The organism is Pseudomonas sp. 2835 (genome assembly GCF_050435905.1).
In the GTDB taxonomy this organism is placed as follows: Bacteria; Pseudomonadota; Gammaproteobacteria; order Pseudomonadales; family Pseudomonadaceae; genus Aquipseudomonas.
This window is the reverse complement of sequence record NZ_JBNDLE010000020.1, coordinates 29,795-49,423: the sequence shown is the minus strand read 5'-3', so window position 1 is coordinate 49,423 and position 19,629 is coordinate 29,795. Positions and strand designations below refer to the sequence as shown.

Sequence of the window (19,629 nt, the reverse complement as noted above, 5' to 3'; positions counted from 1 at the left end):
AGTAGAGAAGCGAGACTGAATATATGAGCCACATCCACCACGAATGCGAACTGGAACGCCATATTGTCGAGCAGCTTGAAGCTGCCGGCTGGCTGGTGGGCAAGTCTGCTGACTATGACCAAGGACGGGCGCTAGTCCCCGAGGATGTGCTGGGTTGGCTGGAGGACAGTCAGCCGCAGGCTATGGCTAAGATCCTCGCCATGAATGGTGTTGGCTCGCGTGATGTGGTGCTGGACCGACTGGGCAAGCAGTTGGAGAACAAGGTCGAGGGCGGCACGGTAAATGTGCTGCGCTACGGCTTTGCCGTGGCCGGTGGCGGCACCCTGGCTATGAGCCAGGCTCTGCCCGAGGACGCGCGCAACGACACGGTGATCGCACGTTATGCGGCCAATCGGCTGCGCGTCGTGCCACAGTTGCGCTACTCGTTGGATAAGGCCGACGAGATCGATCTGGCCTTCTTCATCAACGGTATTCCGGTTGCCACGGTGGAGTTGAAGACCGACTTCACCCAGTCAGTCCAGGCCGCCATGCAGCAGTACTGCATGGACCGCCGCCCTGGGCGCAAGAGCGGTGGCCTGGAGCCGCTGCTCACCTTCAAGCGTGGCGCGGTGGTGCATTTCGCCATGAGCGATAGCGACATACGCATGACCACCAAGCTGGCCGGGGATTCGACCTTCTTCCTGCCGTTCAACCGGGGCAACGATGGCGCCGCCGGCAACCCGCCGGGTGAAAACGGTAGTTACCCGGTGAGCTACTTCTGGGAGCGGGTGCTGCAGAAGGACAACTGGCTGCACATCTTCCACCGCTTCGTGCTGCAGGAGCGTAAGGAAGTCCAGGACGTCAACGGCAAGACCTACTTCAAGGAAGGCCTGATCTTCCCGCGCTTCCATCAGTGGGAGGGCGTGACCAGGATGATCGATGCGGTGCGGGTAGAAGGGGCAGGGCAACCGTATCTGATACAGCACAGCGCCGGCTCCGGCAAGACCAACACTATCGCCTGGACCGCGCATTCGTTGATTCGTGTGCGCCGCCCGGACGGTGAGCCGTACTTCCACAGTGTGATCGTGGTGACCGACCGCCAGGTACTCGACCAGCAGTTGCAGGATGCCATCCAGCAGATCGAGCACCAGGCCGGCGTGGTATGCGCTATCGACCGCCAACAGTCGAGTCTGCCCAAGAGCCACCAGTTGGCCAAGGCCATGCTCGATGGGGTGCCGATTATCGTCTGTACCCTTCAGACGTTCCCCTATGCGCAGAAGGCCATCCTCGGCGAGCAGAGCCTGCGCAGTCGCCGTTTCGCCATCATCATCGACGAGGCGCACAGTTCCACTGGGGGCAGCACCGCAGATGATCTACGTTATGTACTGACCGGGCAGAGCGAGGCGGAGTGGGAGAAACTCTCCAAGGCGGAGCGGTTGTCCGTGTGGCAGAGCTCGCGCTCGCGCCCAGGCAATGCAAGCTACTTCGCCTTCACCGCCACGCCCAAACATTCGACGCTGAGCCTGTTCGGCCGCCCGCGCAACCCGGCGCAGCCCGTCAGTACCGATAACCCGCCGGCGCCGTTCCATCTCTACACCATGCAGCAGGCCATCGACGAAGGGTTCATCCTCGATGTGCTGAAGAACTACGCCAGCTACGAGGTGGCGTTCAAGATCGGAAGGGAGATGGTCGATGACAAGCGAGTCGATGAGAAGAGCGCCGGGCGCAAGCTGGCCAAGTGGCTGTCGCTCAACCCGGTGAATGTGGGGCAGAAGGTCGAGCTGATCGTCGAGCACTTCCGCAAAAACGTAGCACACCTGCTCGGCGGTCAGGCAAAGGCCATGGTGGTGACCAGCTCGCGTGCGGCAGCGGTGAAGTACCACTTGGCGCTGGAGGACTACTGCAAGCGCAAGGGCTACCACAACGTGCTGGCGATGGTGGCCTTCTCAGGTGAGGTGCCTAATACTGATGTGGAAGAGTCCAGCCTGCCCCTGGATCACCAGTTCAGTGAAACCAACCTGAACCCCGGCCTCCATGGGCGCGATATGCGCAAGGTTTTCGACACGCCGGACTATCGGGTGATGATAGTCGCAAACAAGTATCAGACTGGCTTCGACCAACCCAAGCTGGTGGCCATGTACCTGGACAAGAAAATATCCGGTGTGGAGGCCGTGCAAACCCTCTCGCGCCTGAACCGCACCTTCCCTGGCAAGGACAAAACCTTCGTCATCGACTTCGCTAACAAGGCAGACGAGATACTGGCGTCGTTCAAGACCTTCTATCGTGATGCCCAGGTGGCGGACATCCAGGATCCGAACATCGTCTACGACATCAAGCAGCGCCTGGATGGCATGTTCATCTATGAACAGACTGAGGTGGAGGCTTTTGGTGATGCCATCGTCGATCCTAGGGTGACGCACCAGAAGCTGTTCTCGCTCACACAGTCAGCCACCGACCGCTTCAACGGAAAGTTGAAGACGCTTAACGATGCTATCGACCAGTGGGAAAAAGCGTGGGAGAAGGCCCATGACGAGGGCGGCGACAAGGACATGGAATACGCCGATGTGCAGCGTTCGGAGTATTGCAAGGCGCGCGACGAGCTGATGATCTTCAGCGAGAGCCTGACCAAGTTCGTGCGCAGCTATGAGTACATCGCCCAGTTGATTGACTTCGGTGACCCCAGCCTGGAGGCCTTTGCCAGCTATGCACGCCTGCTGCGTAAACGGCTCAAGGGCATCTCCGCTGAACAGGTTGATCTGGGTGACCTTAAACTCAGCCACTACAAGATCAAGAAGGGCAGCAACCTCAGTGGCGTCACCGTGCAGGCTGAAACACCTGGCCTCTACGGTATGACCGATAACGGCCTGCGCGACGCGCGTGACCGTGAGAAGAAATACCTCGCCGAACTGATCGAGAAACTCAACAATGCCTTCGGCAAGGACATCACCGACACCGATCAGGTGGCCTTCGCGGTGCACGTTTCCGAGAAGCTGCGCGCTGACAACGTGGTGATGGCCCAGGTGCAGAACAACACCATGGAACAGGCCATGAAAGCCGACCTGCCTTCAAAAGCCATCTCTGCTATTGCCGCCGCCATGAGCAGTCACACTAGCATGGCGACCAAGCTCCTTAGCGATGAATCGACGCGAGATGTGTTCCTGACGGTGGTGTACGAGCTGCTGAAAAAGGATGCGGGGGTTGAACTTGTGGACTTTGCCAGGCCAAGTGTTTAGGTATTAATCCAACGCCAAAGGGCAGCAGTTTCAGAGAACCGCTTTTGCCATATCGTCCGACCCTTGCCTAAGTCAAGCCATGTGATGTGCGTAACGTCGATACGGCCTATCCCTACCATGGCTGACGCTTGTGGCGGCTAAGGGTTGGAGGAGCAGGTGGTCAGGTACAGCTCTCCAAGCACAACCTTCCCTTTTAGGTTTATGTGTGCAGAATGCGTCAATACTGCATTGACGACTTACTGGTTCTGCTCTAGTATTTCGCTCAAGCCGACTGCAGTATGCATTCATTCTGCAGTCGGCTTGGCGAAATCCACCATTGGCAGGCACGCAAGGAGCTCAAATGAAACGAAAACGGTTGAAGTTCGCACCCCCAACGTATCTCTCTCTTGCTGTCTACCTTGCGCTTAGCCCTAATATCGAAGTCGGCTTCAACCGCTCCTGGCAGATAAATTCCGATGGGAGTGAAATTAGAAACGTACAGGTGGACGTAAAAAATCTTAAAAATGGGAGTTAAATCAATGGTGGCGACAGAAGTGCTCTCTCACATTGCTTATGTCTCACTTGGCCAAACCTTTCGGGAGCGGGCAGAGACAGACAGTCCTGAAAGTGGCGTAAAATTGATTCAGATAAAAGATATCCGAGAGGGCGGAGTAAATGATTTAACTAGCCTGCCGTATGCTGATATCGAGCCGTCAAAGTTGAAAGTAAAACTTGTGAAGGGCGATTTGTTATTGCCGCTAAGAGGTGCGCGAACTGAAGCCATGATTTTTAAGGGGGAGTGTGGTGATGTAACTACAACAAATCAAGTTGCCATAATTCGTCCAAGGCAGGAGGAAAGGATAAAGTTGGAGTATCTTCACTGGTTTTTCAATTCAGCTATGGGTGGTGCTACGCTTGACTCTATACGCACAACGGCAAGTATACCAAATATAAGCATTAAAAATTTGCTAGCAATATCACTGCCCGTACCAAGTTTGGAAGAACAAGAAAAAGTTGTTGCAATTTATAGAAATTGGTGCGCGCAAAAGAAGGTTCTTAATGGCCTGATGGCTAATGGAGAGAGGTTGATGGCAAGTGTTGCTCAAAAAATGTTAGGTGGAGGCTAGGGATGAAAGTACTGTCGTTTGCAGGATTGAAAGATTTTGTACTGGAAAGCTTCTCCCTAATGCAGTCCAAGGATGCTGAAATTGATGCGGAAGAAAGTTTATTATTTCTCATGGTTTGCAAGAAAGAATATGATCTTCTAAAGGGCGAGTATGATCTTATAAAGCATGAAAACGGCTTAGTAAGGGAAGAGTGGGAGTCCCTAAAAGAAGACAGGAGGCTGCTAAGAATCGGCGATCTTGAAGAGCTGAACGGAGTGGAACTTTTGTCGGCGATTACTGATCAGGTTGGTTTGCGTGGCCCTGAAACATTTTTTAAGGGTTTTTTGCTGTCGATTTGGCATAAAGTTAAGACGGCCATGCTCTCAAATTCACCGGAGGGTCGTGAATTAGCGCGAATGTGGGAAGTATTTGTATCTTTCCAGTTTGGCGAATGCAAGGAAGAAGGAGGGTTAGGAGGGCTGTTTGAATGGTTCTTGTTGGTCCTTGCGGAAAGGAGTTCGAATGGTTCAGGCTATTTTTTTACTCCGGATGGAATAGTAAAGCTGATGATTCGGCTTCTTGATCCCAAGTCAGGGGAAAGGCTATATGATCCAGTATGTGGCTCTGGTGAGTTCTTAGTAGGGGCGATAAATCATGTGCAGCAATCATCAGATGTAGGATGGCTGAGGGTGTTGGGGCTAGAAAAATCACCTAGGACAGCGTTTGTAGCATTTGCAAATGCATTGGTTCACGACCTTGGTGCGGATTGTATTGAAGTAAAAGATGCATTAATGAGTGGGGACTATCGGGAAAAAGTTGCTCGCCAGTTTGATTTGGCCATTGCAAATCCGCCTTTTTCACTTCGAAATTGGGAAACCGGGAATTCGGCTAACTTTTTATATTATGGATCACCTCCTCAGTCGAATGCGGATTTCGCGTTTATACAAAATCTTCTTTTCAGTTTGAATGAAAATGGTCGTGCGGCAATAATCGTACCTATGGGTGTTTTGTTTAGGGGGGGGAGTGAGAAGGAAATTAGAAGGAGAATGCTTGTAGAGAGCAATGTGGATGCCGTTATTTCAATTCCGCCAATGTCTTTTTATGGTACTGCTATACCAGCCAATATCTTGCTGATGAAGCTGGTGTCGAAGACTAAAGATGTGCTTTTCATTGATGGGGCGAGCTTTTTTTCAAGAAGTCAGCGCTTAAATCGGCTAGAAAGTAGTTCCATTAACAGTATTTTGAGCTTGTATTCTGAGCGAAAGTCTGTTGAGGGGCTCGCATGTTGCGTGTCTCTAGAAGCTTTGGCCGAAAATGATTGGGATTTGACCGTTTCAAAGTACGTTGCCCTTGCTGCCAAGGTGGAAACGGAATCAGTGGCCTCGCTAATGAAGGTTCAATGTAAGCTGCAGCTTGAGTTAAGTATGTTGCAGGAGGAGATGAAAAAATTTCTGGGTAATGTTGAAGTCTAGAATGTTTAGCAACAGTGCAATGAAGTCTTCGGGGTGAATTGTGAGCGGTGATTAGATTGGGTCGGCTGTCGTCTTTGGTTGTCTTTAGTTTGGTATTTTAGCGTGTCAAGTGTATGAATAATAGTCGATAAAAGTTTTCATGGAAGGATACCCGTCGTCGCTGAGCGAGCAGAAGTTATTGCCTCGCACTGGTCAATATGTACCTGGATGTTCGGCTTATGTCGTCGGTGCCCATTCGCGTCCAGATCAATGATGCCGTGAGACGATAATAGTACCGGCTTGCATCAGAATGGTCGTTTAGATATTGCGTAAGAAACCAGCGTAGATGCTTCAGCTGCCAGTTCCAAGGGTTGCCACGTTGCCAGCGCTTTTGAATAGCTGTCTGCATAATTTTGGCCTGCCTTAGATGTCGTTGTCGCGTGGACTGTGAGCCTGTGAGTGCGCCGCTCAAAAAAAGTGTCATATCAAACGGCTTGTTCATGCGCTGCCACCAATGTATGCCGAAGCCGCATTGATTCGGCTGTGCCCTAGTTCTAGGCTAATTTGTCGGCGCGCTTGCTGATCAAGTGCTGGGTCGATCAGCCGTGGCAGGTCAGCCAAGATGTCCTCACGCAAGCGCATGCAAGTGGCTCGCGCCAACAGAACAATCGCGGCGGCCCATAGCTGATGTTGGCTGCAAAGCGCATCGACGATCTGCGGCACCGGGAGTCGAAACGCACTCTAACCATATGTTTCGTAGATATATTTTAAAATTATTCTTCGATCTATCTCTAAAAATATCCTTCTAAAGGCCGCCCAACCTTTCACTCATGCCAGGAGATTTAGTCAAGAGTTGCCTCCTTGAGGCATGGCAGCCACTCGTTCGAATAATGGTTACTGTGGATGACTCAAGGGTGCAGTTGGTAGAGGGACACTCTTAGCCAAGAGCGGACGAAGGATGGGCTTGCGTCGTCCGGTGAAAGAAGGCTCGATCGTTTCCAATGTGGGCTGATCAAGTAGCTACCATTGGCGTCAAGGTATATGGGATAATGGCGTTTTGATGTTATGTCTGCGCGTCGTGGCCTGAAGAGCCGAAAAGACCATCTTTAATTACATGGAAGACTGCTGTGACTATCTTGGAATATTTGGGTTCTACTGAAGAAAAGCTAAGGAAGTGTCAGTTAGAAGCAGTGCGTAGCTTCGTTAGGTATGCCGAAGAAAACGATACTGAGAGAGGGTTTTTGATCAACCTGCCAACAGGTGCGGGTAAAACAGGAGTTATCTCGCTTATATCACATCTATCAGATGCCTTGAAGGTTCTTGTGATATGTCACAGAAAGGCCGTGAAAGATCAATTATTTAGAGAGATTTCGAAAAAATTCTTCCGTAATACAATTGGCGATCAAGAGTTTGAGTTAAAGAAAACCTATAGGGACTCTAATTTCGATCAGGGCGACGGAGTTTATATCACAAGCTTTCAGAAGCTGACGATTCTGAGTGACGAAGAATTAAAGAATGTCCAAAGCGATTTTGATCTAATTATTGTAGATGAAGGGCACTCTGAGCCCTCTCCAGTTTGGCGTGAGATAATACGTCAATCTGAAGCGATGAAAGTAGTGGTTACGGCAACTCCTTATCGTAATGACTTGTTTGAGCTGAATGTAAGTACCGATCATTTTTATGTTTTTACATTTAAAGAGGCCATTGATGATGGGGTTATTATGGAGCCACAGTACGAGCAAGTCGATAGGGAGGACGATTTGCTTGCAGGCATCCTAGGCTATCTAGGTGAAAATGAAGATGTGAAGTGTATTGTGAAATGCAAGAGTCTCGAAGAGATATTAAAGTACCATGAGCTCCTTTCTCAATCATTCATCACGGCAAGCGTGCACGAGCGACTAGAAATCGACGAGGCGCAAAATAAATTTAAACGAGTTGGTCCAGCTCTTAAAGTTGAGGGGGTGCGGGTGATAATTCACCAGCACAAGCTTGATGAAGGAGTTGACATCCCTGAGGCTAAGTTACTGATACTTACCTATGAGCTGGGTAGTGGTCGTGAGCTAGTTCAGGCAGTAGGTCGGATTGTACGCCGGTATGGAGCAACCCAACCGCTGGTGATCGACCTGAGCCGCGGGGCGAATGAGGGCATGTGGGATGGATATCAAAAATTTGATAGCTATCTCGCCAATGGTGGTGCAGGCGAATTTGTCAGCTCATTAAGCACAAGTTATTTGATTGAATCTTTCCTGGAGAGCTTTCCAAGATATAGTTATTTTGATAGTAAGTTCAAAGAAAGAGTTGACCTCAATAGTGTTGATCCAGAAGACGATCTCAAGATCCCTCATGCGTCAGTCTGCTTTGTACAAAAAGAGGCTGATTTTTCTCTGCCGCTACTGATGGATCGATTGTATTGGGAGTTGCATGGTTCTGGATCGCTAGTCAAAACTTATGAAGAAGTTCTTGATTTGCAGGTCATGATTTATGTCGAGTTCAAAAGTTCAAAGTTTTTTACAAATAAGCTTTTCTTTGAGCCTAGGCTGCATGTAGTTGTGGTAAAAGAAATTGATTCGGGTGTCGCTATCTTCGATAGCGGCGGTGGCCGTTATTACAATCAGGAGCAGTATAGGCTTGGTAATGCAATTCATATTGACAAGCTGACTGCTTTGGCTGCTAAAACAGCAATTAATCAGATTAAGGAAACTCACGCTCGTGCTATTGGCCGGGCTTTGCGCCGTCCAGAGTCCGTAGCATTGAAAGGGCAGAATCTTGATGGCGGGCGCGGCAGTCAAAGTAACTCCCGGTACGCATTAACTATGGTAAAGGTCGATAATATTGGCCTGGACGGCAAAAGAGACAGTAGTTTTTACATTGGCGCTAGGTCGGGGCGGGTCGTCGATCAAAAAGAATCCAATTTCACTCTTCAAGACATTTCTGAATGGGTCGATGCGATAAGCCAATGTATCAATGCTGGAGGGAATGCTGGGCGACTGATCAAGTCCTATGCTCAGCCTGTCAGCGAAAAACCCACGTCAGAAATTTTGTCAGTTCTGCTAGATTTTACAGATCTTGAAGGCCCTAAAGCGACGAATCACGGTGTGATTTATCCTGATTTTATTTATGTTGACTATCAGCAGGGGATTACTTTCGACGCTCAAGGTGATCCTATAGAACTTTCGTTAAGTTACTCGGATGATGATGGGTTTTTTGAGGTTGCTCTAAGTGGAGCATCAGAAGGAAGAGCCGATATCGAATGGGTAGTGGAGTACTTGAATTCCGGGCATAGATTGAAAGTGCTGTACGAAGACGGCGTAACTTATCTGGCAGGAGCTTTTTACAAGCTAGCCTTACCCTACGAACGCGGAATTCCTGCTGAAGAAAGCTTTGCAGGCAATGCCCTTTTTCCGCTTGACGCACTTAGAGCTCCAGCTCTCAAAGAGAAGGGGCACACTCTCAACCATAAATATCATCGGACTACTAGAACTGATTTTGATACGGATTCGATATTTTATTTAATCGACTTGCTGAAGGGGTATGGGGACCAAACAACTCCAATTGGAACTCTTGGTCCGTTCGCAACATATATCCCTGGCTGTGATGTAGTTCTTTGTTGTGATATGGGCGTTGAGCCTGCTGATTTCATTTTGTCTTCGCCGGAAAAATTGTGCTTCGTTCATGTTAAATGTGGTGATTCATTAAATCCTCAATCTCCAGCTGGTGCTATTGCGGAAGTTGGTAGCCAGGCAATAAAAAACATCCACATGTTGGTTTCAGGGCTTAAAAGGGTGAAGCCTGGAAATTTCTCAACATGGAAGCAATCCTGGCCCGCTGCTGGTGCTGAGTTTCCGCTAGATACTCGTTATAGGTTGGTGGAAGGCTCTATTAATCATCCTGCACCACTTGATGACTCACTTTCTGAGAGGGTCTGGGATGTTATCTGTGAGCGGAGAGTATCGATGAAATGTAAGAAGGAGATTTGGATTGTTGCCGGTAACTCTTTCTCAGCTAGTCATTTCACGAGAAGTATGCAGAGCCCGCTTGCATGTTCGCCCACAAGTATTCAGGCGTATCAACTAATTGAGGACTGGCTGAGCACTGCAGACGAGCTTGATGTGGATATCAAAATTTTCACATCCCCGTAAGCTCGTTTCCATTGATAAGAGCTAAAGCGCATAGGCCTCTAAATTCTGAGGCCTTTTTACCTTGGTTGAATTGAACCGTGTATGCGTGGTGGCTTATCTTTAATACTCCTTCTCAGGCAATGCATCGTCGGTTGATGTGTCAGTTATCAGCATGAGAATCGAGCTGTTCATGCGGGCGTTGGGCAGGTGCTTAATACCCTTCAGCCGTACTAGGCTCCTGACGCATTATAGCGATACAGGAACTCTAGAGATCTCGCTCCGCTTCTTGCCAATTGCTGATGGCGGTAACCAATAGCATCAGCTCTCAATTAAAGATAGAAAAGCCAAGACGTACCTAGACGTCGAGCGAGCAGCCGGGCCGTTAGCAGGTAGTAGTACCTTGTCGCCTCACTGCGGTGGCTCAGGCTGTGCTTGAGAAACCAGGCCACATGCTTTTTCTGCCAAGCCCAAGGCGTTTCTCGTTGCCAGCGCTTCGCAATTTCAACCTGGATGATTTTCGCCTGTCGTATATGGCGTCGCCGGGTTGCGTGTGAGCCGGTTAACACTCCAGCCAGGAACAGATCCATGTCGAATGGCTTAATCATGCCTGCCACCAATGTAAGCAGCGCTCACAGCAATCCGACCGTGCCCCAGCTCATAGCTGATTTGCCTCCGGGCCTCGCGATCAAGGTTCTTATCTACCTGGCAAGATTTGCCACCATTGATTGGCGCGGGGTGTTGGGTGATCTGCTCGTAGCGCTCACATGCATACGCCGCTCGTAGCTCATGGAAGCCCTTGAGGTTGTGTGCTTGCAGGATGTCCCGCGCAGGGCGGATGCTTTCTTGCAGAAGATTCAGGTAGCTTTCGTTTGGCGCAATCAGATTGCGGCTACCCGCAGGCGACACATGCCGTGCAAACCCAAGGGCATCTCGAACATGGTCGTCCACCGCAATCCACCGTGGCGCTGAGGCACCGGCGCGGCCACCTTTGGTGCCGTCCTGAATGTTTATCCTGTCTAGGTCGTTAGCCTCACAGCTCAACCGTGGCAGGTCAGCTAGGATGGCCTCACGCAAGCGCATGCCGGTGGCTCGCGCCAACAGAATGATCGCGGCAGCGCGTAGGTGATGATGGCTGCACAGCGCATCGACGATCTGCTTAACCTGTTCGCGGTCTTGGCCTTGTGGCACCAACTGTCGAACTCCTGTGCGCTGCATTCCCAGCGCCTTGCTCGGGCTGGGCAATTTCACGTACTGATCACCGCGAAGCGCCGCCATGGTCCTGTTAACGCTGGATAGCCGATTTTCCGCGGTGCTGATGGCGAGGTCACCGCGCCTAACTACCTCGCGTAGATAAGCCGCGTAGTCGGCCAACACTTTCCGATCAACCTGCCGTGCATCATTGATACCGGGACCCTGTTCGGAGCGGCACCACTTCACGAATGCCTGCCACCGATCACAGTGCGCTTTGACCGTGCCGTAGTGGCCACCGCCGAACATGTCTTTCAGCGCCTGCGGTCCTGCGTAGCTCAATTGCCTGCCGTAGCCGAAATTGCGGCCATCTCGTCTACCCACCAATGCCATGTCAATCACCTCATCTTCCGATCTCCGATCCTCGCCCCACGTCATCCCGCCAAGAATGCTGAGTGTTATCAGGGATCAAGGCCCCTGCGACCTGTGGGGAATGTCCTCTACGCGGGACTGGCGGCTCCTTACGACCGGGAGCAAGGGCATCTCATGATCTGGCCTCCTGAGCACCGTTACCGGTGGGCGGGTGGAGGCAGCACTGACTGACGAGACCAGCGCCTGAAGATCCTGAGCCGGGTGAACGCAGCGATGTGATGACCGGGGCATGCCTGACTGTCAGTCAGGTGCAGTCCATTCCCTGGTCTGCGGCACCATCATCTGCAGCGCTGTTACTGGTGACATCGGCGTTTGTCACGCCAAATGTCACGAGGGGAATTGCCGCAAAGCCATGTGCGATCAGGGCTGCAGCAGTGTCAGAAGCGCCCGTCTCTTTCCAGGAGAAAGAGACGGGCGCAGGTTGGCGCAAGATTCGGCCAAGCGGATAGATTGCTGCAGGGCAGCGAAGTAGGAAGTGTCGTCTGGCGCACGAGGGCTATGATCTGAAGTAGGCATCCATCACCGGGGAGGTGACCGGGCGAGCTGCCGGACGCGAATCGCCTTTTGGGGGGAACCACCGCGGGAGCGGCGTGACCTTCAAGGTTCGGGTCACCTGAGTTGCTGTCATCGACAGCGCTTGCACGGCCAGTTCTACGCCTGTGGATAAACCTGGTCAAGGTTCGAAATTCAGCGCCAATTTGGACTTGAACAGCGGTTATCCACCGGTGGAATTCCGTGGTAAGTCCTGGACAACGTGGTCGCTTTTAGCTCTTCAAAGTAAGGTCCATCCAAACAGGGCGGCTTTGCAGCCCTGTTTGGATGGACCCGCGCTTAGAAGCGGATAAGCGAGGCTGCTTGCCCCGAATCTTGAACGTTCAGTTGTTGCTGCCGTTCTTGCGCCTGTACAGCGCTAGCGGATCGGCACCACGTTCTTGTCTCTGACTTGACCGTATGCTGAGGCGAGCAGGCTACCGGTGGCGGCTTTCTGGATGTGCTCACTCCACCAGGCCATCATCGGACGCCGGCGCTCGATGTAGTCGGCTCGGTTGTAGGCGCTGCGCACCTCATCCTTGTCGACGTGCGCCAGTGCGACCTCAATGAGTTCCGGGTCCCACCCATGTTCATTCAGAATGGTGCTGGCCATCGAGCGCATGCCGTGGCTGACCAACCGATCCTGGAACCCCATGCGTTTCAACGCCATGTTGGGGGTTTGGCTATTGGCATGAGTGCGTGGATTTCTGTCTGCCGGGAAGACGTATTCGCGATGGCCGCTGTGAGTCTTCAGTGACTCCAACAGTGCGACAGCGTGATCACTCAACGGGATGCTGTGTGGGCGGCGCTTTTTCATCCGCTCTGCTGGGATTGTCCAGACACGCCTTTCAAAGTTGATGTCTGCCCAGCGAGTCGTCGCCGCCTCGGCGGGGCGAGTCATCGTGTGCAACTGCCATTCGATCAGGCAGCGGGTGGTGCGTTTGATGCTGGCGTTCGCGATCTCCAGCATGAGCTCGGGGAGCTCTTCGGGCGGAAGCGCAGCCATGTTTTCTTTCTTGGGCTTCTTGAATACAGCCCTGATGCCGCTAAGAGGGTTGGCGAAGATCAGGCCTGAGTTCACGCCGTAGGTCATGATCTCGTTTAGCCGCTGGCTAAGACGTTTGACCGTCTCCAGGCTGCCTTTCGCTTCGATTGGACGAAGCAATGCGATCACCATCGGCGCGGTGATTTTTGCGAGTGGTGTCGTCTTCAAGTCAGGGAATACATGCAGCGTGAGCGACCGCCAAATGTCCTCGGCGTAGGCCGGGGTCACCGAGTCTTTTTTGAGCTCGAACCAGGCGGTGGCCACATTCTCGAAGGTATGTTCCGTTTCTGCCCGTTTGGCTTCATTCAACGTATTGCGCTGCACCTTCGGATCGATGCCTTGGGCGAGCAACTCGCGCGCTTCGACTGCCTTCTTTCGTGCGTTCGCCAGTGACAGTTCGGGGTAGGTCCCGAATCCGATGTTGATGCGCTTCTTGGTCACCGGTTCACGGTAATTGAAATTCCACAGCAACGAGCCGTTGCTGCGTACGCGGAGCTGCAAACCGTCACCGTCCGTGAGGACGTAATCCTTGGACGCGGGTTTGACTCCCTTGAGCTGTCGATCGGAGAGGCGGAGGTTTTGAGCAGGCATGAGATTGTCCTCAGGCACTGATTCGGTATTCCAAAGATTAGCACCGGACGGACTGGAATACCGTCTGGAATACCCGAATGGCTGGAACTCAAAAACTCTCAAAAGACCGTAAAAGCGCTGGAGGCCTTGTATTTACTGGGCTTCAGGCACAAAAAAAGACGTCCATGGACGTCTTTTTTTGATCATTTGGTGGAGCCGGGGGGATTTGAACCCCCGTCTCACCCTTGTTCAATATTGGTTTCCTCAGGGGCTGGTCGAGCACATTGAGTCCGAGATACTAAGCAAACCAACCATTGTCCCCTTGAAGCCTGAGGTTCTATGGTTGCAGATCTTTTGCCTTGTCAATTGATTTTGATTTCGGGCAAAAAGGACTGTGTAGATCAGAAAGTCTATAGCGCGGAGTTTACTCGATCTGGAAAACGCCCCCTACGCAAAACTAAATCGCTTGCGGTGCTTCTCAAGGTAGCGGCGATTGCCCTCACTCAAGGTGGGAATCGATGTGTACTGGTCCAGCCCTAGAATTTTGTGTTCCTCCGCTGCCAACTCGTCGCTGATCAGCAGTTGCCCATCCTCACCAAAAGAAATCAACCCACAGTCGAAGAGTCGATCAATGTGGGTGGCCAGCAGCAATCCGTTGTCTGTATCCAGTCGGGCTTTGTTGTCGGCTAAGGCCCAAGCTTGAATGTGCGAGGCGACTAGCAGGTTGGGATTTTTTAGCCCGGTCAACGCACACTTTTTGTCCCAGCGTTTGAGCAGCCCTGTTCGAAACGCGCCTTGGCCAACACGAGCCTTTACGAGCGCTTCTCGAGTCGTAACGGAAGGGCTTTTTCCTGGCGATCCGGCATCTACGAGCTGGTCTTCGTAGTCAGCAACAACCTCGGCTTGTTCCAACAAATACAGCGCAGCATCGGCAGGCAACTGCGCCATGTAGATCTGATTCACACTGCCTTTGTTGTTGAACAACGATGGCTCTGTGCGGGCGTCGAATTGCGCCTGGTAGGTGGGTGCAATGTCGTCGCTGCGTAAAAGGTGCTTGAGGTCGGTGAGGGTGATATCGACTCGGTGCCCTTGGTTGCTCCACTCGTTGAACGAGCGAGTTGGAGGGCGTTCGGCTTGGTAGGCATCGCGCTCGGCTTTGGCAATCGCGCGTAGGTAGTTGTCGTGGTAACAGAAGATCAAGTCTCCGGCTTTAACTTTACCGACGTTGTCCCAGTGGCGACGGGTTTGCACCTTGCCGGCTTGTGTACGCGAACTCAGCGGGGCCCAGAGAAAATTGCCGGCCCTGGCCTCTTTGTGCGTTGTACCTAGGTTCACCCAGAAAAATTGCATCTCGCGTCCTTACAGGTCTGGCATATCGCCAGCAACCATACCGCGAGATCCTACGAAAATGAAGGAATAGTCCTACTTGTTGTTACCAAATCGAGCGCAGGAAGGAGGTCCTCTGGCCAAGTCCTGACCTTGTCCACCCTGTCTGCATCAGGCACGGAAATCGTTGGGGATCTTCGTGCCTGATGGAGCACTTAGCTAAAGGCGCAATTACAAGTGGAAATCGCCCGCAGCCTCCGGCTGGTACAGCACTTTTCTGATCCCGATGCGGCGGGTCCGGTCAGAAACTCGCCAGTCGATGGCGTCCCCCTCCTGATAGCCGAGGATGGCGGCGCCGATGTCGGAACACACGGAGTACTTTCCGGCGCTGCTGTCCGCGTCTTCAGGGTAGACCAGGGCTACTTCGATCTCTTCGTCGTCCAGCTGTAGCAAGGCCCTGGAGTTCATCGTGACGACATTGCGCGCCACCTGCTGCGGCGTGACGACAATGGCGCGCTCAAGCTCATGTTCGAGTTCAACAACCGCCGGGCCTTGCTCAAGCGCGATCAGGCTCTCGAGCCTGGCCTTGTCGATTTCGGTGATGTAGATCTCAGTGGAGTCGGCCACGGCACCTTCGCGCAGGTACTGAAGATAGCGCGCCGCCGTCATGGAAAATGACTTCAATGTCGGTGTTTCGCTTTCAAGCAGAAAACCGCTGCGCACAAAGGCTTTCAGCGAGCGGGTGTTGTCGGGGTGGATCTTGGCGATGAGCTTCTCGGCGCGCATGTCGAGGAAGGCCAGTTTCATGCCTTCGCGGATCGTGCGGGCGCCAAGGTTTCGGCCCCATTTGTCGCTGTCTCCGATGACCAGGACGATCTCGCAATTCGGGCCGGTCTTGATGAGACGGACAAAGCCCACCGGGGCATCATGCCGGTCGTAGGCCATGAAGAATCGGCCGCCCCGGTTGAATAGATGGGTCAGGATCGGCAATTGGGTTCGATCGATAACTTGCTCGATGGAGCGGGAGACATGACGCGAATCGCTCAAGTAGCAGGTAACGCGCTCATCTTCCAACCAATCCATGAGCGTCAGTGCATGTGCCCGAGTAATTTCCGGGCACAGCGAAATGAAAGGCTTGTTCATCTTCACCACAGTTATTTGGAAAGAATGAAAGCCCTTCATGGCTATGGCCATGACGGTTCTTTCGGCAACCGGCCATTTTATGGCAAAACGCTAGTGAATGGCGAACAGCCTGCGCACTCTGGCAGGCTTTTGCCGTTCTTTTCGATGACCTTGCTGATGAACATCCGCCCCATCAAATTCTTCAGAATTTCCTGATTCCATGTAGTCCATTTCCCAATCATACTCCCACCGCCTTCAAGCCATTGCAGTGGTTCCTTGAGCGCTCTAGTCTCCGCCAGTCGTTGCCAATTCAACGACCGGTTTTGACAGACCGCAACAAATGAAACCATCTGTGCACCTGCGTAATGGCGGCTGTGCGTGGGGCACCTTCGTGTGCGCCGGGTTTCTTCGTTTACCGGTCTGTCAACCCGCGTACAGCTGCCACCTCTTTGTTTGACAGCTTGGGTGTGGCGGCTCCATCTAAACGGAGCAATACCTGATGTTAAAAATCGTCCCCGACCCACCTCACCACCCCAACCAATCCCTCGAAGACCTCCTGGTCCAGACCTCCGAATACCTGGTCCGCGCCCAGACCATCGCCCGACAATCCGTCCTGCTCCATCCCAAAGCTCCCGACCAGGTCCTCACCTTGGCGACCCTGCATGAAATCGAACACGCCTGGGCTCTGGTCGAAGTGGCCTTGAGCAAGGTGCAGTCACGCCACTGAGTTGCCTATAAGCAGACGCCCGCGTTGCTGACGAAATCCCTTAGCAACGCGGGCTAGCGATTTCAGCAGGAGGACCTGTCAATGGATGAGGATTTGAAAGCAGCCAGCATCGTTAAGACCGCTGGCGTCGCGGCCTTCGGTGAAGGCGAAAGTGGGCATTCCACACAAAGGCTGTTCCGCGTCGAGCCCGGTCACAGTGCGGCGTTCGCTCTGGAGCAGTCGGCAGTGCTGATGGGCTGCGTAAACCGGCTGACCCTGCAAGCTGGCATCGAGCACGATCCCAAGCTGACCTGGGCGGCGCATTACCTTAGCGGCATGGCCAAAGCCCTGGTGGAGGATGTGGCTCACGCCATGCTGGACCGGCCGCAATGATGCGCTGATTGGTGGCAATCAAGGTGTGCTTGCATAGATGGCTAGCAATTCGCCATTATCGCGGGAACGCCTTGATTTCCAAGCCATTGTGAAAGGACCTCTCATGCCTAGTGCCAACCAGACCATCGCCGACGCGGTGGCCAACGCCCAGTCGATTCTTGCTCAATGGGTTCCGTCAGAGGGCATAAGCGCCGAGCAGGCGCTGGATGAGTTGTTGAGGGTGCTGGACAGCCGTACGTTGCTGGCCGCTCAGCGGGTACAGGCAGGGCCGTATCACAAGGGAGTCGATCCGCAGCTGTTGGACCAGCGCTCGAAGGTGACCTTCGATCTGCTTTACAAGTATGGCGTGCTGGTTGATCCAGAGTCGTTGAGCGATGAGGTGGTCGAGCGTTTGTATCCGCGCGTCAATTACCCGCGACTGGCCTACGGCGCCACCTTGCGCGACTGGAGCGATGCGGTGTTGGGGGAGGGCGAGCAGGTGCGCTTCTTTCTGCCGCAGTCACCCAAGCGCAACACCCATTTGGCCACGGTGCAGTACCTCAGCGGTGAGGCTAAAAGCTTTATCGGCGAGTTGGTGCGGGCGGTTGAGATTGAGGGGGAACCAGGTTCCGACGTGGCCTCTACAGAGGTAACGGCCAGGGTAGAGGATGAAGCCTTCGCGCCAGAGTTTTTGGCCGAAGCACAGCCAGCGTTTGCGCTCGCCGAAGAGGCCGAGGCGATTACTGCGGGTGGGCAGCGCGGGCTCAATACTTTGCATTCACTGATTGAAGTGGGTGAAGAAGACGAGCGTTGGTCGCCAGCCGTGGTGGAGTGCATCGGCAAGTTGCTGGAGAAGCATGACAGTGATGAGGAGATGGACACCCTGGAGGCGATGACCCAACTGGTGGACCGTTTCGATCTGATGGTGCGAAAGGCTCGCGAGGTACTGGATAAGGCTCGAGCTGAGCCGGCGTGAGTGTTGGGAGGACTGACGAGCGCGTATTCGTGATGTAGGGGCGGGTGTCCGAGCACTCAGTGCTCGGTCACCCCCGTATATCGTTAGCTCAGTCCTGCGCTTCGTCTTCAAGCAAACGCAGCACCAGCGGCTCGATATCCAAAGCGCCTTTATGGTTAGCGTCCAGCAACTCGAGGTTCAACACCCAGTGTTTTTTCCCTCGGCTCACTAGCTGAATCACCCCGAGGTCCTCAAGGATCGCAGCCAGGCGGCTCGACTCCGGCACCCGCTGTTGCCGGTTGATTGCATGGTAGTAAGCGGTGCCGATGCCTTCTTCGCTGGTGCCGGCCGGCACGCCGTCGGCGCTGTTGGCCAAGGGGAACTGTCCGCGACCGAACTGCCGCCACAGGTAGTTGAGAGTATCGTTGACCACCTGCAGCGGGTAGCGGGTGATGCTCTTGCCCTGGGTTTCGAAGCCCTGGTCGGTCAGGCGATAGAGAAAAGCCTTGCGCTGTGTGGGCGTCCAGCCTTCAGTCCAGCCCACCGTTGGCACAATTACCTCGCTCTGGCTGGTAGCCTTTGGCTGCGAATTCGTTACCGTACCGCCGCCCAGGTCGTAGCCGATCATGAACAAGGCCGCTTCCAGGCGTCGCAACGGGCTGCTGCCTGTACCGTCGTCCTGGTTGAAGCCGCTGTGCTTTGCATTGTCATGGGCGAGTACCGCCGCGAGTATCTGGCTGGCGCGGATGTTCCACTGCGCGTGCAGCGTACCGGCCTGCAGCGACGGGAACTGCAAGTTGCCCTGGGACGGATCGCGTTGTTTGGATATGCCCTTGTTCGGCCTTGCCGACGCCCAGGGGAAGGCCAGCTCGGGCGGTACCTGGGTAAGTTCAGGCTCGACCTGCTTGCAGAACTTCACCACCGCCCAGCCCAGCGCGGCAGCAACGCGGCTGTCGTAAATCCCCAACTGCTTGCAGATCAGCGAGTAGACCTTGGTCATGCCGGCGTTGAAGCGCAGCTCGGGGTCCAGCAGCAGTTGATGATTCAGAGCACCGCTGTCGATCGCATCGCGGGTGTCGATCAACAGTTGGGCCAAGCCCTCGGCATTGTTGGTCAGCCAACTGACGTTACCGTTTTGTACGCCACCCCAGATCATCACATCAATGGCCGCGCGGCTGGCGGCGATGTCTTCAGGCGCGGGCGCCAAGGCGCGTTGCAGTTGCTGCTCAAGCGCCGTCAGTGCGCGGGTGTTGCTGGTGATGTCGCTGCCCTTGTCGATGTCCAGGTGCGTAATCGCCGGGTGCGGCCAGTCGTACGTTGCATAGGCGTTGAACAGGCTGCTGCAGTGCCAGTGCTCGCCACTCATGCGGTTCTGGTACCGATGGGCGAAGGTGGCGTTGTCCAGGTTGGCGCTCATCCATGCAATGAAGGCATCGAGCAGGGGCTGGGCCATGGCGGTTTCCTTGTAGGGCGGCTTGGGCGTGCTGGGGGCGGGATTTTGGGCTAATCGTTCAGT

Annotated in this window: 14 protein-coding genes and 1 pseudogene; 7 read left to right on the top strand and 8 right to left on the bottom strand. The window is 53.6% G+C overall.

Annotated features, from left to right (window positions below; genetic code table 11):
* Positions 1–23: 23 nt before the first annotated feature.
* From ABIE20_RS22700 to ABIE20_RS22690, 3 genes are all read left to right on the top strand, one after another.
* A complete protein-coding gene (locus tag ABIE20_RS22700) occupies positions 24–3,212 on the top strand; it encodes a type I restriction endonuclease subunit R (RefSeq protein ID WP_429507475.1) in 3,189 nt (1,062 codons plus the stop codon).
* Positions 3,213–3,730: 518 nt separating this feature from the next.
* Positions 3,731–4,318 carry a hypothetical protein gene (locus ABIE20_RS22695; RefSeq protein ID WP_429507474.1) on the top strand — a complete coding sequence of 196 codons (588 nt, stop codon included), beginning with the start codon at positions 3,731–3,733 and terminating at the stop codon, positions 4,316–4,318.
* Between the two features lie 2 nt (positions 4,319–4,320).
* Positions 4,321–5,769 (top strand): N-6 DNA methylase, encoded by a 1,449-nt coding sequence (locus ABIE20_RS22690; RefSeq protein ID WP_429507472.1) that lies wholly within the window; start codon positions 4,321–4,323, stop codon positions 5,767–5,769.
* A gap of 175 nt (positions 5,770–5,944) precedes the next feature.
* Here the strand turns inward: ABIE20_RS22690 and ABIE20_RS22685 are convergent, their stop codons facing one another.
* Both ABIE20_RS22685 and ABIE20_RS22680 read right to left on the bottom strand, forming a co-directional pair.
* Positions 5,945–6,250: a hypothetical protein gene (locus ABIE20_RS22685; protein WP_429507471.1), complete on the bottom strand. Its 306-nt coding sequence runs from the start codon at positions 6,248–6,250 to the stop codon at positions 5,945–5,947.
* 98 nt (positions 6,251–6,348) lie between these two features.
* A pseudogene (locus ABIE20_RS22680) lies at positions 6,349–6,471 on the bottom strand (integrase domain-containing protein); the annotation flags it as partial.
* A gap of 404 nt (positions 6,472–6,875) precedes the next feature.
* On the opposite strand from ABIE20_RS22680, the gene ABIE20_RS22675 reads away from it, so the two are divergent.
* Positions 6,876–9,887: a DEAD/DEAH box helicase gene (locus ABIE20_RS22675; protein ID WP_429507470.1), complete on the top strand. Its 3,012-nt coding sequence runs from the start codon at positions 6,876–6,878 to the stop codon at positions 9,885–9,887.
* A 308-nt stretch (positions 9,888–10,195) separates the two neighbouring features.
* Here the strand turns inward: ABIE20_RS22675 and ABIE20_RS22670 are convergent, their stop codons facing one another.
* From ABIE20_RS22670 to ABIE20_RS22650, 5 genes are all read right to left on the bottom strand, one after another.
* A complete protein-coding gene (locus ABIE20_RS22670) occupies positions 10,196–10,471 on the bottom strand; it encodes a hypothetical protein (RefSeq protein WP_429507469.1) in 276 nt (91 codons plus the stop codon).
* Positions 10,464–11,447: an integrase domain-containing protein gene (locus ABIE20_RS22665; RefSeq protein WP_429507468.1), complete on the bottom strand. Its 984-nt coding sequence runs from the start codon at positions 11,445–11,447 to the stop codon at positions 10,464–10,466. Before ABIE20_RS22665 ends, ABIE20_RS22670 begins: the two co-directional genes overlap by 8 nt.
* 949 nt (positions 11,448–12,396) lie before the next feature.
* Complete coding sequence (locus ABIE20_RS22660) at positions 12,397–13,653, bottom strand: integrase domain-containing protein (RefSeq protein WP_429507466.1); 1,257 nt, start codon at positions 13,651–13,653, stop codon at positions 12,397–12,399.
* 426 nt (positions 13,654–14,079) lie between these two features.
* Positions 14,080–14,982, bottom strand: a complete 903-nt coding sequence (locus tag ABIE20_RS22655) for an HNH endonuclease (protein WP_429507465.1) — start codon at positions 14,980–14,982, stop codon at positions 14,080–14,082.
* A 207-nt stretch (positions 14,983–15,189) separates the two neighbouring features.
* Positions 15,190–16,152 (bottom strand): GNAT family N-acetyltransferase, encoded by a 963-nt coding sequence (locus ABIE20_RS22650; protein WP_429507464.1) that lies wholly within the window; start codon positions 16,150–16,152, stop codon positions 15,190–15,192.
* Between the two features lie 427 nt (positions 16,153–16,579).
* Here ABIE20_RS22650 and ABIE20_RS22645 point away from each other — a divergent pair, with 427 nt between their 5' ends.
* The 3 genes from ABIE20_RS22645 to ABIE20_RS22635 all read left to right on the top strand — a co-directional run bounded on the left by ABIE20_RS22645 (position 16,580) and on the right by ABIE20_RS22635 (position 18,134).
* Positions 16,580–16,807: a hypothetical protein gene (locus ABIE20_RS22645; RefSeq protein WP_401287329.1), complete on the top strand. Its 228-nt coding sequence runs from the start codon at positions 16,580–16,582 to the stop codon at positions 16,805–16,807.
* A gap of 81 nt (positions 16,808–16,888) precedes the next feature.
* On the top strand, positions 16,889–17,179 hold the full coding sequence (locus ABIE20_RS22640; RefSeq protein WP_429507463.1) for a DUF3077 domain-containing protein: 291 nt from the start codon (positions 16,889–16,891) through the stop codon (positions 17,177–17,179).
* 103 nt (positions 17,180–17,282) lie between these two features.
* Positions 17,283–18,134 carry a hypothetical protein gene (locus ABIE20_RS22635; protein ID WP_429507461.1) on the top strand — a complete coding sequence of 284 codons (852 nt, stop codon included), beginning with the start codon at positions 17,283–17,285 and terminating at the stop codon, positions 18,132–18,134.
* Positions 18,135–18,222: 88 nt separating this feature from the next.
* On the opposite strand, the gene ABIE20_RS22630 is transcribed toward ABIE20_RS22635, so the two are convergent.
* The gene (locus tag ABIE20_RS22630) at positions 18,223–19,566 is read right to left on the bottom strand and encodes a hypothetical protein (protein WP_429507459.1); all 1,344 of its coding nucleotides are present in this window, start codon (positions 19,564–19,566) and stop codon (positions 18,223–18,225) included.
* Between the last annotated feature and the right edge of the window lie 63 nt (positions 19,567–19,629).